Annotated in this window: 19 protein-coding genes and 1 pseudogene; 8 read left to right on the plus strand and 12 right to left on the minus strand. The window is 59.3% G+C overall.

Annotation, left to right across the window (positions count from 1 at the left end):
* The first annotated feature begins 70 nt into the window (after nt 1-70).
* The 8 genes and pseudogenes from hisI (at nt 71) to AK821_RS31320 (ending at nt 5,185) form a co-directional block, all read left to right on the plus strand.
* A complete protein-coding gene (gene hisI / locus AK821_RS06155; RefSeq protein WP_007909357.1) occupies nt 71-472 on the plus strand; it encodes a phosphoribosyl-AMP cyclohydrolase in 402 nt (133 codons plus the stop codon).
* A complete protein-coding gene (locus AK821_RS06160) occupies nt 465-797 on the plus strand; it encodes a phosphoribosyl-ATP diphosphatase (RefSeq protein WP_003220849.1) in 333 nt (110 codons plus the stop codon). The genes hisI and AK821_RS06160 overlap by 8 nt, the downstream gene beginning before the upstream one ends.
* Nucleotides 798-822: 25 nt before the next feature.
* Nucleotides 823-1,104, plus strand: coding sequence for a twin-arginine translocase TatA/TatE family subunit (locus AK821_RS06165; RefSeq protein ID WP_003220847.1), 282 nt, complete (start codon nt 823-825; stop codon nt 1,102-1,104).
* A 10-nt stretch (nt 1,105-1,114) separates the two neighbouring features.
* On the plus strand, nt 1,115-1,573 hold the full coding sequence (gene tatB / locus AK821_RS06170; RefSeq protein WP_064388885.1) for a Sec-independent protein translocase protein TatB: 459 nt from the start codon (nt 1,115-1,117) through the stop codon (nt 1,571-1,573).
* Nucleotides 1,570-2,361, plus strand: coding sequence for a twin-arginine translocase subunit TatC (gene tatC, locus AK821_RS06175; protein ID WP_007909342.1), 792 nt, complete (start codon nt 1,570-1,572; stop codon nt 2,359-2,361). Before tatB ends, tatC begins: the two co-directional genes overlap by 4 nt.
* On the plus strand, nt 2,358-3,065 hold the full coding sequence (locus AK821_RS06180) for a 16S rRNA (uracil(1498)-N(3))-methyltransferase (RefSeq protein ID WP_064388886.1): 708 nt from the start codon (nt 2,358-2,360) through the stop codon (nt 3,063-3,065). Before tatC ends, AK821_RS06180 begins: the two co-directional genes overlap by 4 nt.
* A gap of 320 nt (nt 3,066-3,385) precedes the next feature.
* A pseudogene (locus AK821_RS31315) lies at nt 3,386-4,330 on the plus strand (methyl-accepting chemotaxis protein); the annotation flags it as partial.
* Between the two features lie 141 nt (nt 4,331-4,471).
* Entirely contained in the window at nt 4,472-5,185 is a 714-nt protein-coding gene (locus AK821_RS31320; RefSeq protein ID WP_371850961.1) for a methyl-accepting chemotaxis protein, read from the plus strand.
* Nucleotides 5,186-5,217: 32 nt separating this feature from the next.
* Here AK821_RS31320 and AK821_RS06190 read toward each other — a convergent pair whose 3' ends face one another.
* From AK821_RS06190 to hutI, 12 genes are all read right to left on the minus strand, one after another.
* A complete protein-coding gene (locus tag AK821_RS06190; protein ID WP_064388888.1) occupies nt 5,218-5,688 on the minus strand; it encodes an HIT family protein in 471 nt (156 codons plus the stop codon).
* Nucleotides 5,689-5,745: 57 nt separating this feature from the next.
* Complete coding sequence (locus AK821_RS06195; protein WP_161806645.1) at nt 5,746-6,720, minus strand: ThiF family adenylyltransferase; 975 nt, start codon at nt 6,718-6,720, stop codon at nt 5,746-5,748.
* 68 nt (nt 6,721-6,788) lie between these two features.
* A complete protein-coding gene (locus AK821_RS30010) occupies nt 6,789-7,004 on the minus strand; it encodes a hypothetical protein (RefSeq protein WP_146117533.1) in 216 nt (71 codons plus the stop codon).
* 222 nt (nt 7,005-7,226) lie between these two features.
* Nucleotides 7,227-7,961 (minus strand): amino acid ABC transporter ATP-binding protein, encoded by a 735-nt coding sequence (locus AK821_RS06200; RefSeq protein ID WP_064388890.1) that lies wholly within the window; start codon nt 7,959-7,961, stop codon nt 7,227-7,229.
* Nucleotides 7,954-8,913, minus strand: a complete 960-nt coding sequence (locus AK821_RS06205; RefSeq protein WP_038360021.1) for an amino acid ABC transporter permease — start codon at nt 8,911-8,913, stop codon at nt 7,954-7,956. Before AK821_RS06205 ends, AK821_RS06200 begins: the two co-directional genes overlap by 8 nt.
* Nucleotides 8,914-9,051: 138 nt before the next feature.
* Nucleotides 9,052-9,849 (minus strand): transporter substrate-binding domain-containing protein, encoded by a 798-nt coding sequence (locus AK821_RS06210; RefSeq protein WP_034152980.1) that lies wholly within the window; start codon nt 9,847-9,849, stop codon nt 9,052-9,054.
* Between the two features lie 358 nt (nt 9,850-10,207).
* Nucleotides 10,208-12,778, minus strand: a complete 2,571-nt coding sequence (gene mdoH, locus AK821_RS06215; RefSeq protein ID WP_064388891.1) for a glucans biosynthesis glucosyltransferase MdoH — start codon at nt 12,776-12,778, stop codon at nt 10,208-10,210.
* On the minus strand, nt 12,771-14,555 hold the full coding sequence (locus AK821_RS06220) for a glucan biosynthesis protein G (RefSeq protein WP_161806646.1): 1,785 nt from the start codon (nt 14,553-14,555) through the stop codon (nt 12,771-12,773). The genes mdoH and AK821_RS06220 overlap by 8 nt, the downstream gene beginning before the upstream one ends.
* A gap of 461 nt (nt 14,556-15,016) precedes the next feature.
* Nucleotides 15,017-15,454, minus strand: a complete 438-nt coding sequence (gene dtd / locus AK821_RS06225) for a D-aminoacyl-tRNA deacylase (protein WP_064388892.1) — start codon at nt 15,452-15,454, stop codon at nt 15,017-15,019.
* On the minus strand, nt 15,451-16,422 hold the full coding sequence (gene pip, locus AK821_RS06230; RefSeq protein ID WP_064388893.1) for a prolyl aminopeptidase: 972 nt from the start codon (nt 16,420-16,422) through the stop codon (nt 15,451-15,453). Before pip ends, dtd begins: the two co-directional genes overlap by 4 nt.
* Before the next feature lie 259 nt (nt 16,423-16,681).
* The gene (gene hutG / locus AK821_RS06235) at nt 16,682-17,488 is read right to left on the minus strand and encodes an N-formylglutamate deformylase (protein WP_064388894.1); all 807 of its coding nucleotides are present in this window, start codon (nt 17,486-17,488) and stop codon (nt 16,682-16,684) included.
* A 10-nt stretch (nt 17,489-17,498) separates the two neighbouring features.
* Entirely contained in the window at nt 17,499-18,704 is a 1,206-nt protein-coding gene (gene hutI / locus AK821_RS06240; RefSeq protein WP_064388895.1) for an imidazolonepropionase, read from the minus strand.
* Nucleotides 18,705-19,036: the final 332 nt, after the last annotated feature.

Here is a 19,036-nt window from a genome sequence, read left to right on the forward strand (position 1 = left end):
ATCGGCTGGCACACTGTTTCAATGCCTGAACCCGACTATTGAAGTGTGGGGTTCGCTGTCGGAGTCGAAGATGAAAAACTGGCTGGACGAGATCAAGTGGGACGCTGATGGCCTGGTGCCGGCGATTGCCCAGGATCACAAGACCGGACGCGTGCTGATGATGGCCTGGATGAACCGCGAAGCGCTCGAACTGACCGCTGCGGAAAACCGTGCAATCTACTGGTCACGTTCCCGTGGCAAGCTGTGGCGCAAGGGCGAAGAGTCCGGCCATGTACAGACCTTGCATGAAATGCGTCTGGACTGTGACGCCGACGTGATCATCCTGATGGTTGAACAGATCGGCGACATCGCTTGCCATACCGGCCGTCAAAGCTGCTTTTACCGTGTCTTCGAAAACGGCGACTGGAAAACAGTCGATCCGGTTCTCAAAGACCCGCACGCCATTTATTCCGCAGGACACAAACATGAGTGACACCCTGACCCGCCTCGCTCAGGTACTTGAAGAGCGTAAAGGCGCAGCCGCCGACAGCTCGTATGTGGCTAGTCTGTATCACAAGGGTTTGAACAAGATTCTGGAGAAAGTCGGCGAAGAGTCGGTCGAAACCATTATTGCCGCCAAGGACGCCGCCATCAGCGGCGACTGCAGCGACGTGATCTACGAGACCGCCGACCTGTGGTTCCACAGCATGGTCATGCTCGCCCAACTGGGGCAGCATCCGCAGGCTGTGCTGGATGAACTGGATCGCCGCTTCGGCCTGTCCGGACACGTCGAGAAAGCCTCGCGTCCGTCCGCCTGAACAATTTTTCGAGAGGAACAGCAACATGGGCATTTTTGACTGGAAACACTGGATCGTCATTCTGGTTGTCGTGGTGCTGGTGTTCGGCACCAAGAAACTGAAAAACCTCGGCACCGACGTTGGCGAGTCGATCAAGGGCTTCCGCAAAGCCATGAACGACGACGAGAAGCCTGCCGCTGATCCAACCGTGACGCCTGCGCAGCCGGTGCCACCGGTGCAGCCGCAAGCCACCGCTCAGGCCAATCCGCCGCACACCATCGACGTGCAGGCGCAGAAAGTCGAAGAGCCGATCCGCAAAGACGTGTGAGCACTGACTAATGTTTGGTATCAGCTTCTCTGAACTGCTGCTCGTCGGCCTCGTCGCTCTGCTGGTGCTGGGCCCCGAGCGTCTGCCGGGCGCTGCACGCACCGCCGGCCTGTGGGTTGGGCGGCTGAAGCGCAGCTTCAACGCGATCAAACAGGAAGTTGAACGTGAAATCGGTGCCGACGAGATCCGTCGGCAACTGCACAACGAACACATTCTGTCGCTGGAGCAAGAGGCGCGGAAGATTTTCAACCCGGTTCAGCAAGAGCCGACGCCAGTTGAGCATGTAGGTCAGCAGACGATTCATGCGCCAACCGCGCCTGTTACGCCAGCACCGGCACCCGCTGCCGTTGTAGCACCGACAGAGCCGGCGCCAGCCGCTGTGGAACAATCTGTTGAACACGTTGCGCCAACCGCCGCGCCGATCACACCTGCGCCTCACGACACCACTTTGCCGCCGCGAGCCCCATGAGCGATCTCCCCGAAAACGACCAGCACATGCCGCTGGTTTCGCACCTCACCGAGTTGCGCACCCGTCTGCTGCGTTGTGTGGCGGCGATCTTCATCATCTTCGCCGGGCTGTTTGCGTTCACCCAGCAGATCTACACCTTCGTCTCGACGCCGCTGCGCCAGTACCTGCCGGTCGGCGCGACGATGATCGCCACCGACGTGTCGTCGCCGTTCCTGACGCCGCTGAAGCTGACCATGATGGTCTCGCTGTTCCTCGCGATTCCGGTGATCCTGCATCAGATCTGGGGCTTTATTGCGCCGGGCCTGTACAAGCATGAGAAGCGCATCGCGGTGCCGCTGCTGGTGTCGAGCATTTTGCTGTTCTACACCGGCATGGCGTTTGCCTATTACTTCGTGTTCCCGCTGATCTTCAAGTTCTTCGCCGCCGCCACCCCGGCCGGCGTGGAAATGATGACCGACATCGCCAGTTACCTCGATTTCGTCATGACGCTGTTCTTCGCCTTCGGCGTCGCGTTCGAGATCCCGGTGGCCGTGGTGCTGCTGGTGTGGATCGGCGTAGTCGACGTCGCCTACCTGAAGAAAATCCGCCCGTACGTGATCATCGGCTGCTTCGTGGTCGGCATGATCCTGACGCCGCCGGACATCTTCTCGCAAACCCTGCTGGCCGTGCCGATGTGGATGCTGTTTGAAATCGGCATTCTGTTCGGTGGCTTGATCAGCAAACGCGAACGCCCGGACGAGAACCCGGCCGACGACCACAACGACCAGCCGCCAGCGACCCAGGCATGAACCTGCTGTTGCTCGAAGAGGCCGATTTCATTGCGGCCGACCGCGTGGTGCTGCGTGATCGACGCCTGACGCACATGCAGGAAGTTCACCGTTCGGAAGTCGGTGACCGCCTGCGCGTCGGGCGCATCAACGGCCTGATGGGTTCTGCTGAGTTGCTGCGTCTGGAAGCGGGTGAAGCGGAGCTGCGTGTCAGCCTCGATCAGCCGCCACCGGCCAAACTGCCTCTGACGCTGGTGCTGGCGCTGCCCCGTCCGAAAATGCTCCGCCGGGTATTTCAGACCGTGGCAACCATGGGCGTGCCCAAGGTAATTCTGGTCAACAGCTACCGTGTCGAGAAGAGTTTCTGGCAGACGCCGTTTCTTGAGCCTGCAGCGATTCGTGAGCAACTGATCCTCGGCCTCGAACAGGCGCGCGACACCGTGCTGCCGGAAATCATCATCGAGAAACGCTTCAAGCCTTTCGTTGAAGACCGGCTGCCGGCGATTACCGACGGCACCCTCGGTCTGGTCGGTCATCCCGGTAACTTCCCACCCTGCCCGCGCGCGCTCAGCGAACCGGTGACGCTGGCCCTCGGCCCCGCAGGTGGCTGGATTCCTTACGAGACCGATCGGCTGGCCGGGTCTGGCCTGCAACCGGTGCACCTGGGCGAACGCATCCTGCGCGCCGAAGCCGCCGTCACCGCCCTGCTCGCCCGGCTTTTCTAAACGAACACCGCTCCCCTGTAGGAGCTGCCGCAGGCTGCGATCTTTTGATGTTGTTTTTAGAAGCACGATCAAAAGATCGCAGCCTGCGGCAGCTCCTACATTGATACCGTGCGGGTCCGGCGGATAAATGGTGTTACAGATTGCCATCATTCGGCCGATACCTTCTCCATAAGTCCAATTAGTGGTCCGAAGGGAGTGGTCGCATGTACCGTTGGTTAGCCGAGAGTCTTGGAAACGTCAGCGTCAAACGCAAGTTGGGCATCGGTTTCGGCCTGGTGCTGTTACTGACACTGTTGATCACCTTCACCGGCTGGACCGGCATGAGCGGCATCATCAGCCGCGGCGACAAACTCGGTTTTATTTCCAGCCTCAATGAGCTGACCAAGGACCTGCGTCTGGCGCGCATGGACTACGACATGCGTCGCGGCGAACAAGGCCCGGGCACGGTCAACGAATTCCTGAGCAAACTCGAAAGCGGCCTGCAATCGGCACGCGGCATGATTGAGCAGCCGTCCGATGTGACGATGGTCGATCAACAATTGGCTGCCGTGGCCGAATACAAGCGTGCCTTCGGCGAAATGACCCAGGCCACCGTGCAACGTGAAGACGCACGCAGCAAGCTAGGCGCCAATGCCGACAATGCCGTGACCAAGGTCGGCGAAGTCGAGAGCGCGCTGCTGCAAGGCGACAGCGTCGCGCAATACAACGCAGTGATCGAACTGAGCAAACTGCTGCAGCAAGCGCGATATCAGGTGCGCGGTTACACCTACAGCGGCAAGGCCGATGCCGAGCAACCAGCCCTGACCGCGATCGACAATGCCCTGAAAAATCTCGAGAGCCTGCCGTCCCGTGTTCCGGAGCAGCATATCGCCAACCTGCAACAAGCCACCGACTCGCTCAAGGCTTACCGTGCAGCCGTGGCTCAATTCCGTGACTCGCAAGTAAAAAACGCTGCAGCACTGGCCAACATGTCCGCTCAGGGCGACATTTTGATCGCCGTCAGCAAGAAACTGACCGAATCGCAGACCGTGGTTCGGGACACTGACGCCGCACGCGCCAAAAACCTGCTGCTGATCGCCACCGCACTGGCCGTAGCGTTCGGCTTGCTGGCCGCCTGGGCGATCACTCGCCAGATCATCATCCCGCTCAACCAGACCCTGAAAGTCGCCGAACGCGTGGCCGCTGGCGACCTGACCCACAATCTGGTGTCCCTGCGCCGCGATGAACTGGGCCAACTGCAACGCTCGATGCAGAGCATGACCCAAGGCCTGCGTGAACTGGTCGGCGGCATCAGCGACGGCGTTACTCAGATCGCCAGCGCTGCCGAGGAACTCTCGGCTGTGACCGAGCAGACCAGCGCTGGAGTCAACAATCAGAAAATCGAGACCGATCAGGTCGCTACCGCCATGAACGAAATGGCCGCCACCGTGCAGGAAGTCGCGCGCAACGCCGAGGAAGCTTCCGAAGCTGCCGTTGCCGCTGACCAGCAGGCCCGCGAAGGCGACAAGGTCGTCGGCGAAGCCATCGCACAGATCGAGCGTCTGGCCGTTGAAGTCGGCCACTCCACCGAGGCCATGGGCGAACTCAAACGCGAAAGCGACAAGATCGGCAGCGTCCTCGACGTGATCAAATCCGTGGCCCAGCAAACCAACCTGCTCGCTCTCAACGCCGCCATCGAAGCTGCGCGCGCCGGTGAAGCCGGACGTGGTTTTGCCGTGGTCGCCGATGAAGTACGCAGCCTCGCCCAGCGCACGCAGAAATCCACCGAAGAAATCGAAGAGCTGATCGTAGGCCTGCAAAATGGCACCCAGCAAGTGGCGACGATCATGGACAACAGCCGCACCCTGACCGACAGCAGCGTCGAGCTGACCCGTCGGGCCGGCGGTTCGCTGGAGAGCATCACCCGCACCGTGTCGGCGATTCAGGCGATGAACCAACAGATCGCAGCGGCCGCCGAGCAGCAGAGCGCAGTGGCTGAAGAGATCAACCGTAGCGTGCTGAATGTGCGGGACGTGTCGGATCAGACCTCGGCGGCGAGCGAAGAGACCGCGGCGTCGAGCGTTGAGCTGGCACGTCTGGGGACGCATCTGCAAATGCTGGTGGGGCGCTTCAAGGTTTAAACGCAAGTGGGGCCTGTCACCAGGCCCCATTGCTACCCTTCGAGGTCCGCAGTGCGACGAATCCTTCGCGCAATCTCTGCCAAATCCATAGCTACATCGCCCTTGTAATCATGTGACGATATATAGCCTTCGTAATGATCGAAGAACTTGTTCATGTTCGAGCTGATCGGTTTGAAGTGACTGGAGTCACCCGTGCCGTGCATGGGAAAGAGCTTGGCATGTAAGTGGTCGATGCCATACCCCTCCAATATAAGTCCGGTTCTACCCACATCAGCAAATGTCTTGTCGATTAGCAGTGCCACTTTCTTGGCTGCAACAATCAGCGCGGACAACACTTCATCTGATTGAGCAAAAGCATAACTACTGTAGTGCTGCTTCGGAACAACCACTGAAAAGCCGGGCGTATTGGGATAAATAGACAAAAACGCAAGGTGGGCATCGTCCTCCCAAATCAAATGCATAGGCGCATCGCCGCTGATCATTTTGCAAAAAATACAATCCATATGAATATGCACCGTTCAAACTGATGGACCTGCAACAATTGAATACCGACTGGCCTGTTAGCCCAGCAATGTATTGAACTTCAAGGGCGAGCTGTTTGCATCCCAGACGATACTATGTTGCTCAACACCTCCTAGCGTCCTGCACGCCAGTGCAGCGATGACTGACGAGGCCAGCATCGACGCCAGACTGAAATTGCTCGGGCCGTAGCTGGGCATGACGCCTTTGGGTAACCGTTGCCAATCGAATGGTCGCTGCACTGACGGAGCACAGTCAGGGTTCTCTGATTCGGCGACCTGCGACACTTCACCCGTGTAGAAATTGGTCATGCACATGCGGTGCAGATAGCCCGCGCTGACGACCGGAATCTTGTACTCATCGGCCAGTTGTTTGCACTGCGCAGCCAGCGTAGCCGGCTCGTCAGCGGTCACGACAACCGCGTCATAACCTTGCTTGATCAGATCGCGAACGTCATCCAGAGCAAGGCTGCGCTTGAGCGCTGTAACGTCGACGTCTGGAAATTTTTCTTCCAGTATCTCCCGCAGCACATCGACCTTAAACGCACCAACGTCGCTTCTGCGCCAGAATAATTGCCGGTTGAGATTACTTTCTTCGATGCGATCGCCATCGGTGACGGTGAGATGACCAATGCCGCTACCCGCCAGCAACAGACTGGCAGTGCTGCCAATCCCGCCACAACCAAAGAGCAGGACTCTGGCGCGTTTCAATGCGGCCACGTCCTCCATGACATCCTCACAGGAACTTGCGCCACAGAGCAGATAACTGACTGTCCGGCTTGTGCGTGGATTTTCAAGCAACTGCCGTACGCCCTGCATGGCTTGATCACTGCCTGGTATCAACGCCCCCGCGGCGTGCAGCGCTTCGAACATCGCGGTTTCCCCCTGCCCTGCCAGTTGCACGACGCCGCGAGGCCCACTTATATACATTCCACCTTCATATACGCCATAGAGCGTTGAGGGAGCAACGACGCCCATGTAACCCTCGCCGGCAAAAAAATCGTCCTGATTTTCCATATCCCACCCACGCTTGAACCCCGTCCCGAAGGACGAGGCCATTACTTTAAAAAGTTCAAATTTAAACTTTAATTACACAGTGGTGTGAACCCATGCTTGCGCATGTAAGCCAGTTCTTGAGCAGTACAAGGAAGTTGACCAAAAGCCACTACCTTATTGCCGGGTTGAATCTGGTGCTCGGCCACGAACGGATTGGCAGGCTTTACTTCATCAGCTTGCACAGTTGCAGACATGGCCGCCACACTCGCCAGCAATGCGACAAGACCCAGAGATTTCTTTTCCATAAGATTAAATACTCAGCAACTTTAGTTTATTGAGGGTACGCGCAACTTCTTGATACGCCCTCAATGGACGCGACTGAGCAGCGAGGATTTAGGCTTTTCGTTATTTAAAAAATAAATACTCAAACCAGATCTGTGCAACCGCAACTGCAGCTTCGCTTCTCTCTTTGATTATTTGCCTATGCCTCAGAGACTCGCGAAGACTGCAATCGGGTTTGATTAGAACTAGAGAACCTGACGCAGGAAGGCCTGGGCACGCGGATCTTTCGGCGCATCAAAGAACTCTGCCGGCGCCGCATCTTCCAGCAGTTTGCCGTGATCGAAAAACAACACCCGATCCGCCACTTCCCGGGCAAAGCCCATCTCGTGGGTCACGCAAACCATGGTCATGCCTTCCACGGCCAGGTTCTTCATCACGTCCAGCACTTCGCCGACCATTTCCGGGTCGAGGGCCGAAGTCGGCTCATCGAACAACATCACCTTCGGTTCCATCGCCAGCGCCCGGGCAATCGCCACGCGCTGCTGCTGACCGCCGGACAGGCGCGACGGAAATTCGTTGGCCTTCTGTGCGATACCAACCTTTTTCAACAATTCCATGGCCTTGGCTTCGCGCTCTTTCTTGCCGCGCTTGCGCACGACTTTCTGCGCCAGACAGAGGTTTTCCAGCACGGTCATGTGCGGGAACAGGTTGAAATGCTGAAAGACCATGCCGACTTCGCGGCGGTAGGCGTTGACGTCGGTTTTCGGGTCGGCCAGTTGCAGCCCGTCGATGCTCACCGAGCCCGAGTCAAATTCCTCCAGGCCATTGAGGCAACGCAGGAAGGTCGACTTGCCGGAACCCGACGGGCCGATCACCACCAGCACTTCACCCTTGGCCACCGTGGTGCTGACGTTATCCACCGCGCGCACCACTTGCCCACGGGTGTCGAAGACTTTTACCAGATCGCGGACTTCAATCACTTTGCGCGAGCCTCCGCTCAAGCCGGCTGGCGATTTTCGACAGCGGCAGGTTGATCAACAGGTACAGACCGGCAACGCAGAACAGGATTTCGAACGGCGAAAACGAAGTGGTGATCACTTCACGGCCGCTTTTCAACAGCTCGGTGATGGCGATTACCGACACCAGCGAGGTGTCCTTGACCAGACTGATGAACTGCCCGGCCAACGGCGGCAGCACACGTTTCAGCGCTTGCGGCAGTACCACATGGCGCATCGATTGACCGGCACTCAGACCGAGCGAACGCGCCGCTTCGTTCTGGCCACGGGCAATCGACTGCACGCCGGAACGGATGATCTCAGCCACGTAGGCGCCGGTGAACAGCGACAGCGCGGCGATCCCGGCGAACTCGCGGGACAGATTCATCACCGTGCCGATGAAGAAGTAGAAAATGAAGATCTGTACCAGCAGCGGCGTGCCGCGCACCAGTTCGACGTAAATGGTCGAGAGGTCGCGCAGGGTCGGGTTGTTCGACAGACGGCACAGGCCGGTGACCAGACCGATCAGCAGACCGAGTACACCAGAGACCACTGACAGCCAAAGCGTTGTCCAAAGGCCCCACAACAGCGGTCCTGCCGCCCAATGGCGAGTCACGCCCACGACGTCACCTTCGGCCACATCGTCGCCCTGAGCGAATTGCAGGCTGTTCTCGTCGACGGTCAGGTGCTGCTCGTCACCGGCGTCGTTGCGCAGAGTGACTTGCGCGCTGCTGCCCTTGCGCACGAGTTCGGTGACGGTGGAAATGTCAGCGGCTCGCTGGGTTTCTTCAGCCTGATAGGCGAAGTACTGCGGCACGCGGTTCCAGCGCCATTCGTAGGACATCAGCGACGTCGCGTAATACAACGCGCCGGCCAGGCCGACCAGCACCAGCACGGTGAGGACGTGCCAGGGCCATTGGGCTTTTTTCTGTTTCATTGCAGGTTCTCGGATGATCGTTCCCACGCTCTGCGTGGGAATGCCGCTCGGGACGCTCTGCGTCCCTGCCTGTTCGTGACGCGGAGCGTCACAGGATGCGTTCCCACGCGGAGCGTGGGAACGATCAGCGGATGCGCGTTATTCCATGTCCTTGAGCCACTCGGTGCTCTTGAACCACTTGTCATGGATGCGATCGTAGGTGCCGTCTTCGTGGATCTGGTGCAGGAAGTTGTTGATGAAGTTGAGGCTGTCGTAGTCACCCTTCTTCAGACCGAAAGCCAGTGGCTCGTAGGTGAACGGCTTGTCGAGGAACACCAGCTTGCCGGCGCCGACCTTGGTCACCGCGACAACGTTGTACGGGGCGTCGTAGATGAAGGCATCAGCCTTGCCGTTGACCACGTCGAGCACGGCTTCCTGCTCGTTGTCGTAGCCGTGGTATTTGGCTTTGGAGATCAGCTTCTTGGCGACCATCTCACCAGTGGTGCCGAGCTTGGAGGTGATCCGGTAGTCGGCGGTGTTCAGGTCTTTGTACGACTTGATGGTGCCTTCCAGTTCCTTGCGGATCAGCAGGGTCTGGCCGACAACGATGAACGGCTCGCTGAAGTTCAGGCGCAGATTGCGTTCCTGAGTCAGGGTCATGCCGCTGCCGATCATGTCGAACTTGTCGGTCATCAGCGCCGGGATGATGCCGTCGTAACCGGTCGAAACCAGCTCCAGCTTGACGCCCATGGCCTTGGACATGGCTTTGAGGATATCGACTTCGAAGCCGATGATTTCGCCGCGCTTGTTGGTCATTTCGAACGGCATGTAGGTCGGATCCATACCGACTTTCAATGTGCCGCGCTTGACCGCGTCATCGATTGCGCCAGCCTGCGCCGCATTGACTGCAACCAGTGCCGTGACGCCGACCAGCAGCATCGACAGATACTTCTTCATCTTAAAGTCCCCAAAACCATTGCGTGTGCGGCGCGAAAACCAACAGAGACAGGCAAAAAAGCCCGGGTGCGCCAATTCGGGGACGGATGCTAACGCACTCGTTTTTTTGCACAAGGTTTAATGGACGATTTGTTTAACAATCAAGGGCTGACCCTCACCCCAGCCCTCTCCCCCAAGGGGGCGAGGGGGAAAGGGAGCCGATCGGGGAATATTCAAAACTTGAGTTCGACTCGATATCTCAGGTCGGCGTATCTCGAATATTCAACGCGGTCGGTCCCCTCTCCCTTTGGGAGAGGGCTAGGGTGAGGGGTTTTTTCAGCAGGCAAAAAAAACCCCGCAATATCGCGGGGTTTCTCTATCAGGCCGGTTGCGCCTGCATACTCACCGGTCGCAAAGGCAGCAACGGCGCATGCGGATCGGCTTTCACCGAAGCCCGCCAGGCATCCAGCCACTCAGCGAGACCTTCAGCCCAAACCTGCTCATGCAGACGGGCCAAGGCCACAGGGTCGCTCAGCAGTTGCAGACGATCATGGTTGTTCAGCCCGGCCGGGCCAACCTTGATCGCGTGGCGCACACGTTCCTGACGCAGCCACTCGATCGGCTCGGCCTGACCGTGACGCGAGGTCGCCAGCGAGCACGCCAAAGCGTTCTGCTGAGGGTCGACCACCGCACGAACGAAGCCGTCGTTGAGGGCGTGGTAACGGTTTTCGTGGGTGTACTGATCGGTCGCCAGCAACGCCTGTGGCGGATTGTATTCCTCAGGGATGAGGAACAGGCTCTCGTCACGGGATTTCAGGCCCAGACCGACACGGCTGGAAATCACCGACACCGGAATCGACAACATCAGCGAACCGACGATCGGCACCAGCCACCAGAGGAAGCTCGGGTTCAGCCAGATCACCAGCAGCGCCCAGCAGAAGCCCAACAGGGTCTGCGGACCGTGACGTTTGACCGCTTCGCTCCATGGCGTCGAGTCATCGTCACGTTGCGGCGAGTTCCAGGTCGCGGCCCAGCCGAGGAACGCGGCCAGGACGAAACGGGTGTGGAAAATCATCCGCACCGGCGCCAGCAGCATGGAGAACAGCATCTCCAGCAGCATCGACAGGGTCACCTTGAACTTGCCGCCGAACTCTTTCGCGCCTTTGGCCCAGATCAGGATGATGCTCAACAGTTTCGGCAGGAACAGCAGCACGATGGTCGTTGAGAACAGCGCGATCGCCTTGTCCGGGTGCCATTGTGGCCACAACGGATAGAGCTGACGCGGTTCGAGGAAGTACTGCGGCTCCATCAACGTGTTCACCGCCAGCAGCGCGGTCGACAACACCAGGAAGAAGAACCACAACGGCGCCGACAGGTACGACATCACGCCGGTGAGGAACACCGCACGGTGTACCGGGTGCATGCCTTTGACCAGGAACAGACGGAAGTTCATCAGGTTGCCGTGGCACCAGCGACGGTCACGCTTGAGTTCGTCGAGCAGGTTCGGCGGCAGTTCTTCGTAGCTGCCCGGCAAGTCGTAGGCAATCCACACGCCCCAACCGGCACGGCGCATCAACGCGGCTTCAACGAAGTCGTGGGACAGAATCGCACCGGAAAACGCACCTTTACCCGGCAGCGGCGCCAAGGCGCAGTGGTCGATAAACGGCTTCATGCGGATGATCGCGTTGTGACCCCAGTAGTGGGATTCACCCAGCTGCCAGAAGTGCAGACCGGCGGTGAACAGCGGGCCGTACACGCGGGTGGCGAACTGCTGCATGCGCGCATACAGGGTGTCCATGCCCGACGCACGCGGCGCGGTCTGGATGATCCCGGCGTCCGGCGTGGCTTCCATCAAGCGCACCAGACTGGTCAGGCACTCACCGCTCATTACCGAGTCAGCGTCGAGGACGACCATGTACTTGTAGTCACCGCCCCAGCGACGGCAGAAGTCGTCGAGGTTGCCGCTTTTACGTTTTACGCGACGGCGACGACGGCGATAGAAGATCTTGCCAAAGCCCTTGGCTTCGCGGCAGACGTCCAGCCAGGCCTGCTGCTCGGCGACACAAATGTCGGTGTCGTTACTGTCGCTGAGGACGAAGAAGTCGAAGCGATCCAGATCACCGGTGGCAGCGACCGATTCGAACGTAGCGCGCAGACCGGCGAAAACACGCGGTACGTCTTCGTTGCAGATCGGCATCACCAGCGCGGTACGCGCATCTTTGGCAATCGGCTCGTTGCCGGCGCTTTTGCCGGAAATACGGTATTTATCGTGACCGGTGAGCAACTCGAGGAAGCCCATCAGTGCCGTCCAGAAACCGGCCGACACCCAGCAGAACAGAATCCCGAACAGAATCAGGATGCTGGTTTGCAGCGCATACGGCAGCACTTGCGTGGCGGTTTGCAGCAGCGGCTGGTGCAGGACTTCATCCAGATCAACGAAGGACCAGCCCTGATACGGCATGATGCCTTTCATGTACCAGCCGGCGACGATGGTCTGGCCGAGCATCAGCAGCAACAGAATGTAGCGGCGAATCGAACCGACGGTGCGCCAGCGCGCAGCCGGCAGGACATTTTCGTCCTTCGGCGGCTGCGGCGGGTTGGTGCGACCGGTCATACGGCGCCAGCCACGCACCAGAATATTGGTGCGCCATGGCTCCGGCACGACTTTGGTCCGGCGGATCGGCGGCGTCGCCTTCATGCTGACGCGACCGCTGGCGTCGAGCACCAGCATCTCCGCGTCTTCCAGTTCTTCGGCAGTGCTCAGAGTCAGGCGCTTGCCCACCGAAGCCTGGGCGGCTTCGGCAGGAGCGTCGAATGTCGAGGACGACAGGCGTTCATGCAGCTCGCTGAACGACTGGCAGCCCGCGAGTTCCGCGCGCTGCTCGTCGGTCATCGGCAGATGCGCCAGATACTCGGACAGAGTCTCTGGCTGTACTTGAGAGTTACTCATCGGCAGGCAACTGATAGCTCCAGGTCTCGGTCAGGACTTCTTCAGTCGGCGCCGATTCCGGTGTGGCTGGGGCCGCGTCGGCAGCAACTGGCTGCTTGGCGTCTTTGTTGGCCTTGTCCTTGGCTTCTGCCGCTGGCTTGGCGTCGGCCTGTTTGGCCTCGGCTGCCTTGGCTTCCTTGTCGGCTTTCTCTTGTTGCTTGGCGGCAACCTTGTCGGCCTTGGCGACGGACGAATTGGACGCCGGCACCGCAGACTTGGCCAGATCGGCCGTAACGATTGGCTGTACCAGCGCGGCACGCATCTCGGTCGACTTGCTCGCGTCCTTGATTTTCATCCGCAGGGTCAAGCGCCAGCCTTTGGTTTCCGGGTTGTAGCGCACGCTGTTTTCGACCAGTTCGGCGTTGTCGCCAACACTGACCTGACTGCGCACGTCGGCATCCGGGGTCAGCGCGGCCAGCGATGGACCTTCGAAATCGACCAGGTAGGCAACACTGCCATCCGGCTGACGGATCAGGTTCGATTGCTTGACGTCACCGGTCGAACGCAGAGTCTGCGAAACCCAGGCGCTGTCCGGCGCGTGAAGCGCCGCTTCGTCCATGGTCCAGTGCATGCGGTAAGCGAAGTCCAGTGGCTGACCCGGCTCCGGCATTTTTTCCGGGCTCCAGAACGCAACGATGTTGTCGTTGGTTTCGTCGGCGGTCGGAATTTCTACCAGATCAACGGTGCCCTTGCCCCACTCGCCCTTCGGCTCGATCCACGCGCTTGGACGCTTGTCGTAACGGTCGTCGAGGTCTTCGTAGTGGCTGAAGTCACGGCCACGTTGCAGCAGACCGAAACCACGCGGGTTCTCGATGCTGAAGTTGCTCACGGCCAGGTGTTTCGGGTTGTTCAGTGGGCGCCAGATCCACTCGCCGTTGCCGGCATGGATCGACAGACCGCTGGAGTCGTGCAGTTCACGACGGTAGTTGAGGACTTTCGACGGCTGGTTGGCGCCGAACAGGAACATGCTGGTCAGCGGCGCGATGCCCAGTTTGCCGACCTTGTCACGCAGGAACATCTGCGCTTTGACGTCGACAATGGTGTCGCTGCCCGGACGCAGGATCAGACGGTAGGCACCGGTGGCACGCGGCGAATCCAGCAGGGCGAAGATCACCAGGTGCTTGTCGCCCGGCTTCGGCTGTTGAATCCAGAATTCGCGGAAACGCGGAAATTCTTCGCCCGACGGCAGCGCGGTATCAATCGCCAGACCACGCGCCGAGAGGCCGTAGGTGTGGCCCTTGCCGACAACGCGGAAGTAACTCGCGCCGAGCATGGTCATGATTTCGTCTTGCTTGTCGGCCTTGTTGATCGGGTACAGCACACGGAAACCGGCGTAACCCAGTTGTTCGGTGGCCTTCGGATCGAATTTCAGGTCGCCGAAATCGAAGCGGGTCGGATCATATTTGATCTCTTCGACGGTGTTCGCCGTGATTTCGTTGATTTTCACCGGTGTATCGAAGTGCATACCCTGGTGATAAAAAGACAGTTTGAACGGGGTCTTCTGATCAGCCCACTCAGCCTTTTCGGTGAGGAAGCGGATTTTCTGATAGTCCGCGAACTTCATGTCGCGGAATTCGTTCGGCAGGTTGCTGCGCGGGGCTTCGAACTTCTGCCCGGCCAGTTCTTTAGCCTTCGCCGATACATCGTCAAGATTGAACGCCCAAAGCTGGCCGGCGCTGAGCAGGCACAGGAGCGCCGAACCCGCTACCAGGGCACTTCGCATGCGTTTGGCAGACATTTTTGCTGCATTACAGGGACTAACAATCACGAGCAACCCTCGCCGAAAACAGATCAAAAAACCAACGGCCAGCAAGCCGTCTGTGTGGCCATTTTTGTCAGCTTATTTCGGTTCCAGGGAGCCAGATACTGCGTTGCTGCTCCTCCCCATAGCAAGCTATGAGTCGTCGCAGCGCCTTGTCTCTGACTCCCTGGCCCTCGAAATAATGCTGGCAAAAATGGCCGTACAGACCGCTCATACCAGGTTGGCGAGCATTGTTCCGACTCCGCTGGGGCAAAATGATTCCCCAATCGGATCCAGACAAGTCTCTACCTAAGTCAAAAATGAATCAGCGAACGCTGATCCCAGTGCGCGCGATTATCTAGTAGCCCGCATGACAACGCATCAGGGGTAACAAAGTATTTATCGCGAAAACACCTTAAAAACAGTCGAAATTTCCCAAAAAGGTGTTTCAAGCGCTTTCAGGTCTGTAACAAAAAGGTAACCGGGCCATCGTTGACCAAATGCACCTGCATATCGGCGCCGAATCTACCTGATGCCACAGTGCCATGCACCTGTTTCGCACTGCTTAATAGATAGTCGAACAATTCCTCGCCCAAGGCCGGAGGCGCGGCCGTCGAAAAGCTCGGGCGCAACCCGCTTTTGGTGTCGGCCGCGAGGGTGAACTGAGAGACCAGCAGCAACCCACCGCCAACATCGGCGAGGGACAAGTTCATCTTGCCCTCCGCGTCACTGAATACCCGATAGTTAAGCAGCTTATGCAGAAGTTTGTCGGCGCTGACACGCGTGTCGTCGGGTTCTACCGCCACCAGCACCAACAAACCTTGATCGACCGCCCCGACTACCTCGCCCGCGACTTCGACACGCGCACCGCGAACGCGCTGTATAAGCCCCTTCATGCTTCTTCGGGCGGCAGATCGAGCAGGCGCTGGGCCATGTTGCCCGCAGCACGCACCAGTGCATCGGTAATGCCCGGTTCAGACGCGGCGTGGCCGGCGTCGCGGATCACCTGCAGTTCGCTGTTCGGCCAGGCTTGATGCAGTTCCCAGGCGTTGTCGAGCGGGCAGATCACGTCGTAGCGACCGTGAATGATCACGCCCGGCAAATGAGCGATCTTGCCCATGTCACGAATCAACTGGTTCGGCTCAAGAAAGGCATTGTTGGTGAAGTAATGACATTCGATCCGCGCGATCGACAGTGCGCGCTGCGGCTCGGAGAAGCGATCGACCACCAGCGGGTTCGGCCGCAGGGTCGCGGTGCGCCCTTCCCAGGTCGACCAGGCTTTGGCCGCGTGCATCTGGGCGATCTGGTCGTTGCCGGTCAGACGCTTGTGGAAAGCGCTGAGCAGGTCGTCGCGCTCGTCCAGCGGAATCGGCGCGATGTAGTCCTGCCAGTAATCGGGGAACAGACGGCTGGCACCGGCCTGATAGAACCACTCGATTTCCTGCGGGCGGCAGAGAAAGATCCCTCGCAAGATCAGCCCATGTACACGTTCAGGGTGGGTCTGCGCATAGGCCAGCGCCAGGGTCGAACCCCACGAACCGCCGAACAGCACCCATTTGTCGATGCCCAGGTGTTTGCGGATGCGCTCAAGGTCGGCGACCAGATCCCACGTCGTGTTGTTTTCCAGGCTGGCGTGCGGCGTGGAGCGTCCGCAGCCGCGCTGGTCGAAGGTGACAATGCGATAGAGGTTCGGATCGAAAAAGCGACGGCTCTGCGCGTCGCAACCGGCGCCGGGGCCGCCGTGAATGAACACAACCGGCAAACCCTCCGGTGAACCGCTTTCGTCGACGTACAGCGTATGGGTGTCATCGACAGCCAGATCGTGCCGGGCGTGAGGTTTGATCTGCGGAAACAAAGTCTGCATTGCGCGCTCCGTAAGGGGTCGAGGTCATCCCTGGGGGGACTTCTATTATTCTGCCGTTGGGCATCATAAACCCGATTTACGTCAATGAGCATGCTCCAGGTCACTCACAATTTTTCAGCCTTGTAGGCAGAGGGTGCTGCGCACAAAAACCCTGTAGGAGTGAGCCTGCTCGCGATGGCGTTGATTCAGACAATATTTCAGCGACTGACACACCGCTATCGCGAGCAGGCTCACTCCTACAAGGGTTGGGCGCTAGGCGTTATTTTTGTGCGTAGTGTTTTTGGCCCCAGGCCAGATAGCCCTGCAGCAACTCTTTGAGCACCACCCGCGTTGGCTCGGCCAGATCCGCGCGGTAGCGGAACGGTTCGAACTCTTCCATGTAGGTGCTCTGGCACAACTCCAGCTGCACGGCGTGAATGTTCTCGGCCGGGTTGCCGTAATGACGGGTGATATGGCCGCCCTTGAAGCGGCCGTTGAGCACGTGTGTGTAATTGCCGTGGCGTGCGCAGATCGCTTCCAGCTGTGTCGCCAACTGCGGATCGCAACTGGCGCCGTTGAAGGTACCGAGGTTGAAGTCCGGTAGTTTGCCGTCGAACAGGTGCGGGATGATCGAGCGGATCGAGTGCGCATCGAACAGCAGTGCATAACCGAACTCGGCCTTCAGCCGCGCCAGTTCTTCCTGAAGGGTGCGGTGATACGGCGTCCAGATCTGCTCAAGGTAAGTCGCGCGCTCTTCTTTCGACGGTTCCAGCCCCTCCCTGAACAACGGAATGCCATCGAACAGGGTCGCCGGATAGAGCCCGGTGGTGGCGCCGGCGTACAACGGCTTATCGTCGGACGGCCGGTTCAGGTCGATAACAAAACGCGAATACTCAGCGGCCAGGGTACTGGCGCCAAGTTCTTCAGCGAAGTCGTAGAGCTGCGGAATGTGCCAGTCGGTGTCCGGCAGGCTTTTCGCGTCCGCGATCAGTCCCGCCTGGACCACCGGGGTCAGCCGCACACCGGCATGCGGCATGCTGATCAGCAACGGCACACGACCTTGTTTGAAGTTCAAAACCTTATCCACAACCGCTCTCCTACAGACTTGATTCGACGCCGTGACGCACGACGCGTTTGTCCAGATCACCGCCGAGCCAATAGGCCAGATCCGCCGGGCGATCGATGTGCCAGGCAACGAAATCCGCGACCTTGCCGACTTCCAGCGAGCCGTGGGTATCGGCCATTCCCAGCGCTTGCGCAGCGTGAATCGTCGCCCCGGCCAGGGCTTCTTCCGGGGTCATGCGGAAGCAGGTGCAGGCCATGTTCAACATCAGCCGCAATGACAGCGCCGGCGAGGTGCCGGGGTTGAGGTCGCTGGCGATGGCGATCTTCACCTTGTGCTTGCGCAGAGCGTCCATCGGCGGCAGCTGGGTTTCGCGCAGGAAGTAGAACGCGCCCGGCAGCAGCACCGCGACGGTATCGGCTTCGGCCATGGCGATGGCATCGCCTTCGTCCATGAACTCCAAGTGATCGGCAGACAACGCCTTGTAGCGCGCGGCAAGGCTGGAGCCGTGCAGCGAGGACAATTGTTCGGCGTGCAACTTCACCGGCAGACCGAGTTTTTGCGCGTCGATGAACACGCGTTCGACTTGCTCGGGAGAGAACGCCAGGTATTCACAGAACGCGTCCACGGCGTCGACCAAACCTTCGGCGGCGAGCGCGGGGAGCATTTCGTTGCAGACCAGATCGATGTAATCGTCGGCGCGATCCTTGTACTCAGGCGGCAGCGCGTGGGCGGCCAGACAGGTGCTGCGCACGCTGATCGGCAGCTCTTTCTGCAGACGACGGATGACCCGAAGGATTTTGCGTTCATTGACCAGATCGAGGCCGTAGCCGGACTTCATCTCGACCGTGGTCACACCGTCGCGCATCAGGCTCTTCAGGCGTTTGGCGGCGCTGGCGAACAGTTCGTCTTCGGTCGCTTCGCGTGTCGCGCGCACGGTGCTGGCGATGCCACCGCCGGACGCTGCGATTTCCGCATAGCTGACACCTTGCAGACGCTTTTCAAATTCGCCGCTGCGGTTGCCACCGAACACGGTGTGGGTGTGGCAGTCGATCAGGCCGGGGGTGACCCATGCGCCTTGCAGGTCGTTGACCGCCGGGTATTCACCGGAGGGCAATTGATTGCGCGGGCCGATCCACTCGATGAGCGCACCGGACGTCACGATGGCCGCATCCTCGATGATCGAGTAGACGCCATGCGCCATGGTTGCGACGTGGCAGTGTTGCCAGAGGGTTTTCACTGTTGGCCTCCGTTGGGGTTGGTTTGGTGGGTGACCTTCAAAAGCCCCTCACCCTAGCCCTCTCCCGGAGGGAGAGGGGACTGACCGGGTTGTTCTGTCGAGGTACGCCGACCTGGAATTTCTGTGCCGAACTCAGGCCTTGAAGCTCACCGAGACCGGCTCCCTTTCAATCTCTCTCACACGGAAGAAAAAGAACTGACCGGGTTGTTCTGTCGAGGTACAGCGACCTGAAAATCTCGAGCCGAACTCAGGCTTTGAAAACCATGAAGATCGACTCCCTTCCCCCTCTCACTCCCAGGAGAAGAAGAACTGACCGGGTTGTTCTGTCGAGG

The sequence above is a fragment of the Pseudomonas sp. RIT-PI-r genome (genome assembly GCF_001297015.1).
In the GTDB taxonomy this organism is placed as follows: Bacteria; Pseudomonadota; Gammaproteobacteria; order Pseudomonadales; family Pseudomonadaceae; genus Aquipseudomonas.